This window comes from Verrucomicrobiota bacterium (genome assembly GCA_027622555.1).
Lineage (GTDB): Bacteria > Verrucomicrobiota > Verrucomicrobiia > Opitutales > UBA2995 > UBA2995.
The window spans coordinates 55,617-70,605 of the sequence record JAQBYJ010000015.1; the positions used below are offsets into that span (position 1 = coordinate 55,617).

The window sequence follows — 14,989 nt, forward strand, 5'->3', positions numbered from 1 at the left end:
TCAAATTCTAATGCCATCATTCATCTCCAGCCGCCTTTCAATCTTGTTCGGGCTTTTGATTCTTTTGAATCGTAGTGTATTCGTTTCTGCCCAAATGCCTGAGGTTCACGAATCGGGATTGACCTTAACCCTGTTTGCCGAGGATCCCGACATTGTTACCCCCGTTGGAATGGTGGTTGGTGATGACGATAAAATCTATGTGATCGAATCGCATACCCATAATCGTCCAAATAATTACAAAGGGCCTACTGGCGACGTCATCAAAGTATTTGTAGATGAGGATAAAGATGGTGTAGCTGATTCGAATTTCGTTTTTGCTGAAGGTTTTGAAGCTGCCATGAATCTGGCATTTTCCAAAGATGGCACCTTGTATGTTCTCTGTGCCTGGTCCCTGTATGCGCTTCCTGATCGCGACGGTGATGGTGTCTGTGACGGTCCTGAATTAATTCTAGAACTGGAAACCAAGGCGGGCAATCCACACGGCTGTTGGCTTGGGATAACTTTCGATGATGAAAATCGTCTCTTTATTTCACGCGGCAATGTGGGCGGAGAATATTATCGAATTCAAGGTAAGGACGGTTCGGTTGTTGAAGGATACGGTGATGGAGGCAATGTGGTGCGTGCCAGGGCGGACGGCACTGAACTTCAGGAGTGGGCAACCGGGTTCTGGAATTCCATGGACTTGAAGTTCGATCACAAAGGGAATCTGCTGCTCATCGACAATGACCCCGATGCTCGCGGACCCAACCGGCTGGTTCGCATAGTTGAAGGGGGTGACTACGGGCACAAGCACATGTTCGGCGGAGATGGGCGACATCCTTTTCAGGGTTGGGACGGGAGTTTTCCCGGGCATTTACCTATTTTGTCCGGTACGGGCGAAGCACCCTCCGGACTGATCGATGTTTCTCCGAGGGGAAAGCATTCTGTTTTGGTTTCTGTCTGGAACGAGCACACCATCGAGCGGCATGACATTTTAAAAAACAATCAGGTCGAGAAATCGATTTTCATGTCAGGCGGAAAAAACTTTCGGCCAGTTGCGTTGGATCAGGACAGCGCAGGAAACCTCTTCATCAGCGACTGGATGCTGGTGGACTACCCGAACCACGGCAAAGGTCGGATATGGAGAGTTTCCAAACTTCCGATACCCAAGCAGGAAAAAGTGGTCAGGCAAGTAGCACCAACCCGTAAATCCATCCATAGCGTTTTTAAAAACGCCGATCCCTTTGTGCGGCAACGAGGAGAGTTGTGGTTGTCGAAACCAGAGCAAAAGTCCCTGGCCATTCAACTCAGTGGGGATTCTGATCCTCTGGTGCGCTTGGGTGCCTTCCTGGCATTACGGCGGACCAAAACAGCGGACCATCACTTGATCAGAAATGCTTTAGCCGATCCTGATATGGATGTGCGTTTGCTTGCTTTAATGTGGGCTGGCGAAACCTTGGAAGTTTCGCTGAGGCCGGCGTTAGATGAAGTGCTGGTGGCCGGCGAAGTAACAGCACGATTGTTCAATACCTACCTCGCAGCGGTGGAGATGGTGAATGAGACCTTTATCGAAGCGTTTAAAAAGAAAGCTTACAGTTCCAAGAAAGTGCCCCGTGAGTTGGAGCCTCGCTTGTTGTTGAAACTGGCCCTTAATCCAAGGCTTTCCTCACTCGTCAGAGCCGAAGCGGTGAAACGTCTCAAGGAAGAAGAAGCCGTGGAATTCCTTTTCAGCAACGAAGAAGCGGTCCTGAGAGCAGCCATAGAAAAGGTGGCCTCGGTCGCTATACCCCAGGTTGGCAAACGGTTTCGGGAAATTGCTTTGGATTCCAATCAAGCCAGTGAAGTGAGAGCAGAGGCTTTGCTTGGTTTGAGCAAACAAGTGATCGAAGAACCATCGAGTTTATTACCCTTACTCAAGGATGCGGATTCCTCCGTCGCTTACGAAGCGGCACGAACGCTTCGCTATTACGCGGGGACTGCCTCCGTGAGGGCTGCTTTCGGCGAGCTCGAACAAACAAACTCCAAAGATAAATATTTGAAGGAGTTAGTCGCTGTTGTGCTTCACGGACTTTCGATGGATCAGCGTCCGAAAACTCTGGAGGAGTGGAAAAAGGCTGCGGTTTCCGGTGGAGATCCCAGCCGAGGAGATCGGGTGTTCCGGACCACCCAATCCATGTGTACCCGATGCCATGCGGTGGACGGCGGTGGCACCAACTTGGGTCCGGATCTGGGAGGGATCGCCCAATCGGTAACACCCGCGCAGATAGCGCACTCGATCTTGAGACCTTCTGATTCCTTTCCTCCGCAATACCAGGCCTGGAACATTTATACCACCGATGGCAAAATTCATTCGGGTATCCAGATCGACCACCAAAACCATGGCGCCATGCTGCTTTATACCACGGAAAATATTAACCGCCGGTTCGAGGCCAAGGAGGTAAAAAATTACGAAGCCTCGCCTTACTCACTGATGCCGCAAGGTCTGGAGAATACGATGACTGTTTCGGAGTTCAAGGACCTGGTGGCTTACCTCTCTTCTCTGAAATAACATGACTCTGTTACGCAAAATCTTCTGGATGTTCGTTTGCCTCTTATTCCAGGTAGGAGGTCTCCAAGCCGCAACCTTCCACTCTCAGTTTCCTGAATACACCCGCACCTGGATCGGTCCTGATTATTGGGCCAACCGCCTGCAGGACTGGCGGGTTACCATGGGTCGGCTGGAATGCCTCAATGGAGAGAGCGACAAACCGCTGCGTACGGTCCATTGGTTGACCGGAGGCATTGCTGACAATGGTGAAGGCTTTGAAGTGTCGGTCAGAACCGGGACGCTTGGATTCGCCACCCTGGCTGATGGATCTTCCTACAGTGGTTTCTTAATTGGAGCTGGCGAAGGCAAACTGGATTACCGGGGAGCGGCCCTGATTCATCACGACCCCGGTTTGGGTGGGGGATTACTGGTGGTTTTCAACGACAAAGGGCAGGCTCAATTTATTCGCAACGATGAGGAAGGAAAAAACAGAACCGTGCTGGCATCCGGTCAAAATAATAGCGCGGAAACCCGGACGGGCGCGCTTGGGAATTTTGAAGATTACCGCCTGGATTTGAAGGTTTCGCGAGAGATAGACGGTAAGCGTGAACTGTGGCTTTCGGTTGTGGATCTTTTTAGCGGGAATGTTGTTTCTTCAACGGGGATTAAAAATTTCCCCTCCGAAAAGCTTCGCGGTGGTTTGGCCCTGGTGTCCCATGGCGGCAGGGCTAATGAGCGGCGATTCTGGTTCAGGAATTGGGAGCTATCGGGAGAGGGGATCGTCAAATACCCTGAACGCAGTTACGGTCCGGTGTTGGGAGTTATCTACTCAGTGGATGGGAATCGCCTGAAATTGAACGCTCAGTTTCCTCCGCTTGGATTCAATGATTCCAGCCATGCGTTACTTGAAATAAAAAGAAACGGGAGGGAATGGAGTCAGGTGGGCGATGCCCTGATAGAGGCTCCCAGCTTTACAGCCCTGTTTGACTTGGAATTGGATGGGCTCAACCAGGGTATGGATTTCCGGGTCGGTTACTTATACGAGGGAGAGGGTGTTTGGTTTGAGGGTAACATTCCAGTAGCTCCGAAACAGGGTGAGGAGGTTCGCGTTGCCGGAGTTACCTGTTATCAAAACCTGGCCCGTGCGGCTGACGGTTCGTGGGGTGAAGGTGCGGCCGGTTCGCCGGAAGGTCGGTGGACTCCTCACAACGTGTGGTTTCCTCATAATCAGCTCATTTCAAGTTTGAAGAGGCAGGACCTGGATTTGTTGGCCCTGCTGGGTGACCAGATTTACGAGGGTGGTAATCCGACCGGATCGGATGCCTCCGAAGGGAACCCGCATCTGGATTATTTATACAAGTGGTTTATCACGCTTTGGGATCTGGGGCGAATTACCCGCGTGGTGCCGACCGTGGTGCTGGTCGATGACCACGATGTATATCAAGGAGACTTGTGGGGTGATGGTGGCACTGCCAGTCGCAATGGCCAAAACAAGGACGGTGGTTATATCCACGCCCCCGAATTCGTTCGCATGGTGGAGCGCACTCAGACGGCCGCCAATCCGGAGCCCTTGCGGCGTGAACACATCCAGCAAGGACTGACAAGTTATTACACTGACTTCGAAATGGGAGGCGTAAAGTTTGTTCTCCTTGAAGACCGCAAATTCAAAAGCCTGCCTACGTTGGTCGGCCCGGTGGAAAAATATGGATCCAAAATCGCAAATGCCGATTACGATGGCAGGCAGGCGGATATTCCGAATGGGCAATTGTTGGGGGCTCAACAGGAAGCCTTTCTGCAGAGTTGGATTGATCGAACCGAGGGCGTACGGATTGGATTTACGCAAACGCTCTTTGCTTCCCTGCATACCGCACCTTCGGGCAAGCTCTGGCTTGACCTCGATTCGGGGGGGTGGCCTCAGAGTGGTCGCAATCGTGCCCTGGAAGTATTAGCTCAAGGAAATGTAATTCTCCTTTCCGGGGATACGCATCTGCCCGCGGTTCTACAGCATGGGGTCAAAGGTTTTGGTGATAGTGTCTGGCAGTTTGTCGTGCCGTCCATTGCCAACAAATACCGACGCTGGTGGGAGCCCAAGGAAGACGGTGCCAACCGTAGGTCGGGTGAACCATATTACACAGGCGATTTTTTTGACGGATTTGGAAACCGCATGACTGTTGCCGCGGTAGGCAACCCTCATACCTCCAACCAGGAGATGTTTGAAATCAATGTTGAACGCAACATAGGCTATGCCAGTGAGCATCTATTACTCGACAGCCAACAAACCAAAGATGGCTACGGTATGATTGTAATCTCACCCGACCGAAAACAAATCACCCTTGAATGCTGGCCAACCGATTCGGTGAATCAGCACGAAGGTTGGCCGGTAATTCTGAAACAAGAACCCGTATCCGGGAAATGGGTTCGGTGAAGAATTTCCCCCAAGGAATGATTGGATGAATCTCCTCAAAAAAAAGCGGCGTAGCCATTGGCTACACCGCTTTGCAATTAAAACAAACAGTAACTAGAATCTGAATTCAGCGCTCAGGCGATAATCGCGACGTGGTGTAAGAATGTGTCTCCACACCTCGTAGCTGCCATCAGGTCTGGGAGTATCATCCAGTCTTGCTACAGAGATATCATCTTTGTCGAAGAGGTTACTCACGTTAAACTGAAGTTTGACTGGCATACCAAAGAGCTCGGTGTTGTAACCTGCTACGAAGTCAAACAGGGTCATTCCATTAAACTCTTGTGGACCGAGAATCGCGCTTTCCTGGATCCACGTGGCACCACTCCTGTAACGTGCTCCACCACCAATCGACAAGTCTTTCAATGCACCTTCCTTGAAGGTATATTTGGTGAACAAGTTGAACTTGTGATGTCTTTGTCCTGAGCTGGTTCCGCCTGCACGGTTTTGAACTGCTGTGGCTGCCGTTTCAGTAATCGATATGGCCTCACCCAATGTTACTCCGGGTTCGAATGGTCCGTCTTGGGGTAAGACGAAATTTTGGTCGAACTTTTTAAAGAAAGATTTGCCCGTGGTCCCTTCCCACCAGCCGGTCCATTCCTGAAAGATATCTTTGAGAACGGAATCGATATAGGAATAGTTGGCCGTGAGGCGCCAATTGTCGGTGATGTTGGTTACAATCGAAAATTCATATCCGGTTGTCTCCGCTGAAGTAGTTCCCACATCCACTGTGATATCCTGGGCATCAAAAACGGACTGCGTTATGAAGGGAGCGATTGGTGGAGTAGCGCCGGGGTTACCGGCAACCAGGTTATCGTAGATGGTGTTTACCGCTGCAATGGGGCTAATGCTCCCGAAGGAAAGGAATGAGCTTTCTTGATTCGACGAAGTTTCAAAGTAGGTACTTTGAATGTACATTTTCCCGTCCAGAAGATTGAAATTAATCGAGTAATCAACCGTTTCACCACTTATTACCGGTACCGCTCCGCCTGTTTCCCCGGAAGGTCCAAAGATTTCCCGTTCCGCAAAATCAGAGGCCGCAGCATTTGTCGCCTTGTTGGCAGCTAAAGAAACGATATCGTTGACATGGAATACCAATCCCGCAGTCCGGGTTGTTGGTTTGATTTCGGTTCTACTTACATCGGTCAGATCGAGAACGTCTCTTTGCCCATTGGTGTTGTTGTTGATCTGGGCTGGTGACGCACTTTTGAAATCATCTTTTCTAAAGCCGTAGGTCGTAACGATTCTATTATCCCAAAAGTAACTTTGCAAAGCGAACATGAGGGATTCGGTTTTTCTGGTATCGTTGCCAATCCGGTTTTGCACCCAGTCCGATGTCACGGTTCTGCCGTCTGTAGTCGTAGCCGTATAACCGACTCCCTTTCTCTCGGGATCGTAGCCAACCCGCCAGTCTTTAGTGCTGTCTATGTCAGTTAAATAGTGACGCCATAATACCTGATTATTTCCATTGTAGGGATTGTTGTTGAATGGTCCATTCCAAGTGGGATTATTGGCCGGTCCCGGGCCGGTCCATACGTTTAAGAAGGAATCGCGATGGAAAAGGTTATCCTGTTGTTCCCACATCGCTGCAAAACGGTGTAAACCCAGCCAATTATCGAAATCCTGTTGATGGGAGAAAGTCACACGTTTCCATTCATCTTCAAAATACCGTTCGTCCAATTCCAGTATCGATTCAAAGTAAAGTTCCTGGAAATAAGGGTTTGCTGAACCGTTTGGTAAATTGCGGTTTGGATCTCCTTGAAGATTGGATGGCTGACCCATGCGAAACGAGTCTCGTTGGGCTTGCATATTGGTAAATGCAAACTCCAAAAAGGTATTTTCTCCAAGACGCTGCTCAACGGTTGCTGAGAAAATGTCTATATCACGTGAGCCACGCATTTGCCATGGCCCCGAAAGAGCGGCGTATAGTGGAACTTCAACGGTACCACTTCTTGCTGGATCATTGATAATCCGGTTGTCTTTGGTAAAAGTTGGCTTGACCTTTGAGAATGGATTGTCCGTCCTCACTGACGCCCTCATATCCACTCCTTCTCCTGAATTGTCTACAATAACGACCCTATTGAGGGTTCCATTTTGTATTCCTTGATTAACGCCAACTCCTGAATCACCGGCTGCTGGCCGACCACTCTCTATCCACAGTTTTGCTCCATCGGCTGGTCCGAACGGAAGCGTTGGATTGTCCATGACATCGCCATATTCATATTCAACATAGACCGTAGTTGAATCAGTTGCTCTCCATTCCAAGGCGATGTGAGCGCGTTTATCTTGGTGGTCTACCCAAGGCCGACCCGCTTCTCCGTTAGTATTGTAAAGCATATTGAATCGCAACGCCAGTTTGTCTTCAACAAGCACTTTATTAGTGTCAATTGCCGCGCGGAATCGACTCGCGTCGCCTACGGTGATATCGAGTGTTGTGAAATCGATATACTTGGGGCGTTTGGTTGAAGAGTTGATCACACCTCCTGGCTGGCCGATTCCAAATAGAATGGAGTTGGGGCCGCGGGATTCGTCTATACGTTCCATATTGAAAACATCCTGGTCGAGGCGTGTCTCGAAGAAGTTTCTCGCTTGAGATGCGCCTAAACCGCGAACACGATAACGGGCGTCGAAAGCCGTTAACTGATTCGCGCCGAAACCACCGTCTACATCGGACAACTCTGGTGTTACACTCAGAGAGTATTTCAATACATCCTCCAAGGTATCGACGCCAATATCACTGATGAATTCAGCAGTATAAACCGATATCGGGGCAGCGGTATCTCTCAGGGATGTGTTCAATCGACTACCGGCCAGGGTATTCTCAGCGGCGTAACCAACGTCACCTGAGGAATTTACCTGAAAAGGAGATAGATCGTAGATTTTGTCGTCTTCATTTTGAGCGACGAGCAGGCTCGGTCCGGCAAGTAGAAGAGCTGCAGGTACCAGGCGAATTAGGCATTGTTTAGTTGGTTTCATATACGTTTGTTTGGTTAATCAGGGTCTAGATTCACTCATCGACCGACAAATCAGCCTAGGTTATAATAGATCCTAGAGGTAACTAAGCGGAGAGATGAAAGCGATGAGCTAAGTTAGTTTACTGGTCTGAACACTAAGGGTGGTTTCTTACTTTTAAACTCCAAAATTAGTTTAACAGTAAACTAGTAATAAGCATGATGGTTTAAACTAGGAAAACGCATAATAATTACCGAATTTAAGGCTCAAAAAATGACAGGTGTTCAGGTCAGCTGCCTTAGGGTCCTGCCGCTATTCCACACACCGTTGGTTTCGATGATTTGTTGGTGAGCTGGTATGCCTTGCTCGCGATTGCAAATGAGCCGATCTAACACGCGAACACCGTTTTCCGCAATTATTTCAGTCTGTTGGTCAATCCCTGAAATAGGACTTTCTTTTTCAGTTGATAGCGAAAGGTAACCTATATCCCGAGGGATATCGTAATTCAATTCCTGGAGCAGGGGATAGATGCTCCTGAATGTAGAGATTACCACTTGTGGTTTCCATTTAGTGATCCATGCGGACAAGGCGTTGGGGTCACAATCGTCGTTGGTTTTGAATGTTAGGGGAGGTATATAATCAACGTTGCCAGTATAGTGTCTTTGAAAATGGTTTTGCGCAGCTTCCCATTCTCCATAATTTTGATCTACGTTGTGTTCTGCAAAGATAAGCCCGCCGTTTTGGTATCCAAGTTTACTTAGATTTTCCCAGGCCAGTTTCATAGATGAAAAGCGGTTAATCCTTGTGCTGTTGAGCTTTACTCCTTTGGGACCATCTCCGATCCAAATGAGTGAAAAGTCATTCATAATGGGTTCCAAGTATGCGAGTGGACAATTGGCCTGGTAGAGGATGAGCCCGGCAACTCCCTTTGAAATTAAGATATTCTTCAAACGACTTGGGGTTAATGTCGGATCGCCAGCCCAGGTTGTATTGAGGTTGTATCCCAATCTTTTCGATTCCTTTAATGCACTTTCCCAAATCTCTCTTTCGATTTCTCCCTGGTTCTTTAACGATTGCGATTTTTCACCGAACTGGAGAAAGTTGATGTTAACGTTTTTGGTTCTTGGATTACTGGTATCGCGATATGTACACAGGGCACTCATCATTGGATCTCGCGTATAGCCCAGCTTATTGGAGATTTCCAAGATCTCACTCGTTTTCACAGGGCTAATCCTTTTACTACCTCTCAGGGCCAACGACACCGCTGTGACTGAGACTCCTGCCTCTCTAGCAATATCGCGCAAGGTAACCTTTCTCATAAGTTTAACAGTAAACTTAAGTGTTCTGGATTTTTCAAGTTGGATTCTGAGTCTACGCAATTTCGCTCATGTCTTTAGTGCCGAGAGGGGCGCACTGTCTTTATCAAATCGACTTTATCAATTCATAACTCTCTTCAGCAAAGGGGTGTTAAAGGGGGCATGTGGTACGGACTGGAGACATTCACAAGGCCGTTTGAAAGAAAATTGCTGAAATGTGGGAGCTATGTGGGAATATCACAGTCGAATGGCTTTCTAAATCCCATTGACGGATAAACCGATACACTAAATATAAACCTTATGAAACGTTCCCTAAGTCTATTGTCTATTATTCTATTCATCAGCTCGCTCACCGCTTCCGCGGGATTGGATGTGGGCTCCTCGGTTGATCCTTTTATCGCTAATGCCGATTCGGGTGATCTGTGGCAGTTTTCCGAACATCTCGGAAAGAAGAACATTGTGGTTTACTTTTACCCGGCAGCTATGACCGGCGGTTGTACCAAACAAGCCTGTGCCTATAGAGACATGTCTGCTGGACTCAATGATGTCGATGCCGTGGTAGTGGGAGTCAGCGGTGACTCGGTTAATAACCTCAAGCTTTTCAAGCAAGCAAATGACCTGAACTTTCCTTTACTTTCTGACGCAGATGGAAGTATTGCAAAGCTGTTCGGTGTTGCGACTAAAGAGGGTGGTTCTATTGAACGCGAAGTAGCAGGCATTATGCACACCCTGACTCGTGGACTAACGACCATGCGTTGGACTTTCATTATCGATAAGAGCGGCAAAGTCGTTTACAAAAACGATAAGGTAAATCCCACTGAGGATACCGCAAATGTGATAGCCGAAATCAAGAAGCTTGGTTAGTTTTTTTTAGCCAAAGGATCTAACAAATTTCATCGGCGTACTCCTGGGAGTGCGCCGATTTTTTTTGTTTAGAGCATTATAATCTTATTCTGTTGTTGAAAATGGTACGGCGGTTTTGCTCTGTACCGCCGATTCCACGACGGCTTGCTCGGCGATCAAGCCCTACCTAAATCAAAATAGTTGCGACTGTTTATAGTTAAACTGATTTATTTTGACGCTATCTGAGTGGGTCGAGTCGTTATGATTTTTTCTTGGCTTCCTGTTGGGCTCTGCGCTCCATTTGCTGAGCTTTTTGTTTGGCTGCCCGGCGATCGTTTGCTTCCTGCTGGGTTCTCGCCACGTAAGCGTACATTGCCTCAGGATTTTTAATATTCCGGAGGGCTTCCAAGGCGTGGTCATTGGTATCGACCATCCATTGTTCCAGGTCGCTCTTGAAGTTCTCAACCTGATCGCGGTAATCAGGGTGGTTAGCCAGGTTGTTCAGGCAGTCGGGGTCGTTCTCAACATCGTATAATTCTTCGACGACGCGATAATCAAAGAACCTCAAACGTTCGGCCATGACGGGATCGGTTTGAGCACAATCTCGCATGACCTCATAACTAAGGGTTCCAGTTGTAGCGGTTTTGAATTTGTTCTTACTGTCGGACCAGGGATTAAACAGGTAGAGAAATTGTTTCGTCTGGATCCCGCGGATCGGGTGTCGACCGGCTCCCGAGTTCTCGTTGTATTCTTTGATAACGAAGTCTCGTCCTTTTTGGGATTTACCTTCGAGTATCGGGAAGAAAGACCGACCATCGAATTTCGTTTTTCCTTTGATCCCTGCGACGTCCAACAGGGTGGGAGTGAGGTCTACTGCTGAAATCATATGCGCTTCGTCGATAGTATTGGCTTTGATTTTTCCAGGCCAACGAACGATCCAGGGCGTGTGCGTGCTGTGATGGTAAAGGGCGGTCTTCGCCCAAGGTAGAGCCATGCCGTGATCTGCTATTAACATAACCACGGTGTTGTCCGACTCACCTGAATCTTCTAGAGCCTGTAGAATTTGTCCGACTGCATCGTCGGCTCTTCGTACAGACATGTAATAATGAGCCAGCTCCAAACGAATCTTTGGATCTTCGAACAAGAATCCAGGAATGGGCACTTCTTCGGGGGTAAAAAACCTGGAAGGTTTGTAAGGGTCATCGAACAATTCCTGTTTGCCGTTCATTCCGTAGAACGGCTTGTGGGGATCAGAGACATTTACGTTCAGGTAAAACGGCTTTTTTGCATCCTTGCTTGCCTGGATGCCGCGCCGAGTTGCCAGGCCAAAAGAGTTGGGGTCTTTTGTGTGGAGTTTTTTCCCATCGATGATGTCCAGGTTCAAGCTCCACGCATAAGGAGTATAAGGAGTCGAATGGGCCACCTTACCGAAGATAGCTGTGAAGTAACCACCGCCTTGCATCAGGTCACTGATGTGTGGATGTTTCGCGTCTGGCACCTGATAGAATCCCTCGACCCTGTTGTTATGCGAATAAAGGCCTGAGTACATGACATTGCGCCCGGGCATACAATTGCCTACCTGAACGTGTGCGTATTGGAAGCGCAGCCCCTCCCGGGCCAGCTTGTCCATGTTGGGTGTTGTTCCTTCAAGCTTACTTCCATACACGCCGACCGAGTCGCAGCTCATATCGTCGATGGTAATGAAAAGAATGTTTGGCGTTGCAGCACCTACACTTAAGGAAGTGAAAAATGCGATCAGAAATATTAAGTATTTTTTGCTGAGCATAATGTTGTTTTATTAAATTGATTGCTGAGACATCCTAGTGTGGGCCGCCAAACGCTTTGTAATTTATATTTCGCCAACCATTAAGGAGGGGGTCAAACCTTGAATCAGTTGACTCCGCAAGCTACGTCAAGATTACAAGGAATGACCCCGACGTCGGATCTTATGCTATTTATGGCGGGCTACACATGTTTTATTGAGGAGTCCAGATATGAGAGCCATCAAGAAGTTCTCCGTAATTACGAGTGAGCTCGGTGGTAAGAATTTCTGTAAGATAGGTGTACTTTCCTGAGAGGTCATTTACTTCTTTTACATCGTTCTCCATGTCGAAGACCTGGATATCCGAAAGTTGTGCGGCCTTTACTCGTTCAATATTTCCCGAGTGAAGATTCTGCAGCTTGGGTAAGTCCACTTTTGCCAGGACTTTCCATCGGTCGCTCCGCATTGCAACCCGACGTTCGTTGATTGCGTTGTAGTAAGCCCACACCAACGGCTTGCTTCTAATGACGGGAAAGCCATCCAGGATGGGAAGGAAATTGGCTCCATCCAGTTCGAGAGATTCCGGAGGTTCGGTGCCTGCTAGGTCGCAAAAGGTTGGCAGAAAATCGAGAGCGGAAACGGGATGTTGAATGGTTTGCCCGGGATTGATTTTTGCCGGCCAGCGCATGATACCAGCGACGCGAAATCCGGCATCGGTTGTCCATAGTTTCATTCCGCGCAGGGGATCGGGTCTTCCCCAGGAATAGCTGGCACTGGGATAACGATTTAAGGTTTCGGGTCCGTTGTCGGAGGTGAAGACGACCAGTGTGTTTTTGTCGATGGAAAGATCTTTCAGCGTCTTAAGAAGCCTTCCAACCGCACGATCCATGTTTTCGACATTGGCAAAGTAGGTCGCTTCTTTTTCGGTTACAGCGACAGATCGATAAGTCGCGATAATTTCTTCCGGAGATGCAATGGGCTCGTGAGGTTCGTGAAACGCCATGTAGAAAAAGAACGGTTGCTCAGGATCATTTTTGTGATGGTTGCTTATCCATTCGATTCCTTCGTTCGCAACGATCTGGCAGCTGTATCCTTCAATGGGGCCAACGCTTTTACCATTGCGTACATAATTAACCGGATTCGCATGAGAAGGTGCGGCGTTGTTTTGCGTGGCCAGCCAATGATCAAAGCCGGCATCTCCTGGTTGCGGTTGTACAGGTGAATTGAACATGGAGTTGCAATGCCATTTACCAGCCATGGCTGTGGCGTATCCCGCGGCCTTAAGCAGTTTCGGAATCGTCACTTCTGAATCGCGCATGTGAACCTGTTCCCTGGCGTCTGGCCTAACTGCATTTCCCTCTGGAATCCAATCAAACACGCCTGCCCGATTGGGACTCCTTCCAGTCATTAGACCCACACGGGACGGAGAACACACTGGTGCTGTGGAGTAGAAATCGGTCAACCGAATGCCGTCAGCCGCCAATTGATTCAGATGGGGCGTTTGGATATGCGGGTGACCATAGCACCCAAGATCCCCATAGCCCAGATCATCGCAAATAATCACAATGATGTTGGGTCGGTCGTCCGCCTGTAGAGTCGTTGCAATTGTGAGCATTGCAATCGACAGGAACTTGAGGAAAAAGCCTTTCGGCGAATTTGATATCATACTGTGTCGAATTTCGTTTCTAAATAGAGCGGGTCGATCTTCTGTCTTAAACCATTCTTTCCCTATCTGAATCCCAACGAATCTGTCGCTTCTTTTTATAAGATTCTACGGACATCAAAAGGGTCACGGCTTCTATGAATGCTTCGTCTTCATTGCACCAGGCTTTTTCCCTTGTGCGAACGCATTCAAGGAAGTTTTCCATGTGGCTGGGCTTCCGGTGTTCCTTTCCGGCAGCGAATTTATACTTGGGTTGTGGTTGGGGATACTGAGAGGGAACGTAGGCTTTGTCATCAGAGTAGATTTCAAAGCGGGAGGCTGCCTGGCCAATGTCGTTGAAGATCATGCGTGCATCACGACCGACAAACTCCGGTGTTTGCATTCGCTTTGAATTCTGCACTCCCTCGAATTGCATGGTGCAATTTTTCTTCTCCCATTGATAGGTAGTCATCCAGGTGTCTGGAACCTCCCGATCGTCTTTCCAAAAGGCATTGAGACCGGAGCAATTACAGGTGTCCGGGATGCCGTGGTTGGTGATGGATTGAATGAAGTCAGTTTCATGTGAAAGCAAATCACCTGCTTGTCCGGTTCCGTATTCCCAGTAACAACGCCAATGCCAGAAATGTCGCTCGTCGAAGTCTATCTTTTTGGAGGATCCTAGCCACCGTTTCCAATCGAGGTCTTTAATTACTTCATTGGGATCCGGATGTTCGTAATTAGAGTAATCTCCATACCATCTCCAGGGTGGCCGGTCCGCAGTTCCGTTAAAGTAGCGGCCAATTTTGATAAGTGTGACCTCTCCCAGTTCTCCATCCTCTATCATTTTCCTGGCAACATCAGCTGCGGCGTGTTGGCGCCCCTGATGTCCTAGCTGCAAAATTCTATCATACTTCTTAACTGCTGCTCGCATGCGTTTCGCTGCTTCCACAGATGTTGTCCAGCCCTTCTCACAGTAGACGTCTTTTCCCGCTTTCATGGCGTCGATCATCATTTTCTCATGCCAGTGATCGGGACAGGCTATGACAACCGCTTCGATTTCCGGATCGTCCAACAAGTCTTGGTAATCGTGGTAGGTTTTAACCTCCGGGTTGTGGGAGCGACTGACTCCTTTTTGCAGGTGTGGTTTGTAAACGTCGCAAACTGCCACCACCTTTGCTGATGGAATTGAAGCAGTGTATTGAATGAGACGACCACCTCGAACACCCAGTCCTATGTGGCCGACTTTGACAGGATTTACTGTAGGGTCCGCTCCAAGGGTGATGGACGGAAATGCCACTGAAGTAAGGGCCGCTGCAGTGGCAGCTTTACCGGTGATTTCTACAAATCGTCTCCGCGACAGATTGATTGGGGTATAATCGTTAGCCATAGCTTCGAAACGCTATGAATGTCGCCGGATTTGCCAACTACTAAGTATGCGTTGCACGGTATAATTATTTAGAGCGTATAATGCGTATGGTTACAGGGATTGATAAATAAACTTGCCCTC

Annotated in this window: 8 protein-coding genes; 3 read left to right on the forward strand and 5 right to left on the reverse strand. The window is 48.5% G+C overall.

Going from position 1 to position 14,989, the window contains the following annotated elements; genetic code table 11:
* Positions 1 to 10: 10 nt before the first annotated feature.
* Positions 11 to 2,527 carry a c-type cytochrome gene (locus tag O3C43_06230; protein MDA1066083.1) on the forward strand — a complete coding sequence of 839 codons (2,517 nt, stop codon included), beginning with the start codon at positions 11 to 13 and terminating at the stop codon, positions 2,525 to 2,527.
* 1 nt (position 2,528) lies between these two features.
* Positions 2,529 to 4,931 carry an alkaline phosphatase D family protein gene (locus O3C43_06235; protein MDA1066084.1) on the forward strand — a complete coding sequence of 801 codons (2,403 nt, stop codon included), beginning with the start codon at positions 2,529 to 2,531 and terminating at the stop codon, positions 4,929 to 4,931.
* Positions 4,932 to 5,024: 93 nt separating this feature from the next.
* On the opposite strand, the gene O3C43_06240 is transcribed toward O3C43_06235, so the two are convergent.
* Positions 5,025 to 7,943, reverse strand: a complete 2,919-nt coding sequence (locus tag O3C43_06240) for a TonB-dependent receptor plug domain-containing protein (GenBank protein ID MDA1066085.1) — start codon at positions 7,941 to 7,943, stop codon at positions 5,025 to 5,027.
* A gap of 260 nt (positions 7,944 to 8,203) precedes the next feature.
* A complete protein-coding gene (locus O3C43_06245) occupies positions 8,204 to 9,238 on the reverse strand; it encodes a LacI family DNA-binding transcriptional regulator (protein ID MDA1066086.1) in 1,035 nt (344 codons plus the stop codon).
* Positions 9,239 to 9,535: 297 nt separating this feature from the next.
* On the opposite strand from O3C43_06245, the gene O3C43_06250 reads away from it, so the two are divergent.
* Positions 9,536 to 10,099 carry a redoxin domain-containing protein gene (locus O3C43_06250; GenBank protein ID MDA1066087.1) on the forward strand — a complete coding sequence of 188 codons (564 nt, stop codon included), beginning with the start codon at positions 9,536 to 9,538 and terminating at the stop codon, positions 10,097 to 10,099.
* Positions 10,100 to 10,337: 238 nt separating this feature from the next.
* Here the strand turns inward: O3C43_06250 and O3C43_06255 are convergent, their stop codons facing one another.
* The 3 genes from O3C43_06255 to O3C43_06265 form a co-directional block, all read right to left on the reverse strand.
* Positions 10,338 to 11,864, reverse strand: coding sequence for a sulfatase (locus O3C43_06255; protein ID MDA1066088.1), 1,527 nt, complete (start codon positions 11,862 to 11,864; stop codon positions 10,338 to 10,340).
* A gap of 190 nt (positions 11,865 to 12,054) precedes the next feature.
* The gene (locus tag O3C43_06260) at positions 12,055 to 13,455 is read right to left on the reverse strand and encodes a sulfatase-like hydrolase/transferase (protein MDA1066089.1); all 1,401 of its coding nucleotides are present in this window, start codon (positions 13,453 to 13,455) and stop codon (positions 12,055 to 12,057) included.
* 97 nt (positions 13,456 to 13,552) lie between these two features.
* On the reverse strand, positions 13,553 to 14,869 hold the full coding sequence (locus tag O3C43_06265) for a Gfo/Idh/MocA family oxidoreductase (protein ID MDA1066090.1): 1,317 nt from the start codon (positions 14,867 to 14,869) through the stop codon (positions 13,553 to 13,555).
* Positions 14,870 to 14,989 lie beyond the last annotated feature (120 nt).

Excerpts from the sequence above, each read along its gene's own strand:
- O3C43_06240 (MDA1066085.1), bottom strand. The coding sequence starts at position 7,943 with ATGAAACCAACTAAACAATGCCTAATTCGCCTGGTACCTGCAGCTCTT.
- O3C43_06265 (MDA1066090.1), bottom strand. The coding sequence starts at position 14,869 with ATGGCTAACGATTATACCCCAATCAATCTGTCGCGGAGACGATTTGTA.
- O3C43_06260 (MDA1066089.1), bottom strand. The coding sequence starts at position 13,455 with ATGCTCACAATTGCAACGACTCTACAGGCGGACGACCGACCCAACATC.
- O3C43_06245 (MDA1066086.1), bottom strand. The coding sequence starts at position 9,238 with ATGAGAAAGGTTACCTTGCGCGATATTGCTAGAGAGGCAGGAGTCTCA.
- O3C43_06230 (MDA1066083.1), top strand. The coding sequence starts at position 11 with ATGCCATCATTCATCTCCAGCCGCCTTTCAATCTTGTTCGGGCTTTTG.
- O3C43_06235 (MDA1066084.1), top strand. The coding sequence starts at position 2,529 with ATGACTCTGTTACGCAAAATCTTCTGGATGTTCGTTTGCCTCTTATTC.
- O3C43_06255 (MDA1066088.1), bottom strand. The coding sequence starts at position 11,864 with ATGCTCAGCAAAAAATACTTAATATTTCTGATCGCATTTTTCACTTCC.
- O3C43_06250 (MDA1066087.1), top strand. The coding sequence starts at position 9,536 with ATGAAACGTTCCCTAAGTCTATTGTCTATTATTCTATTCATCAGCTCG.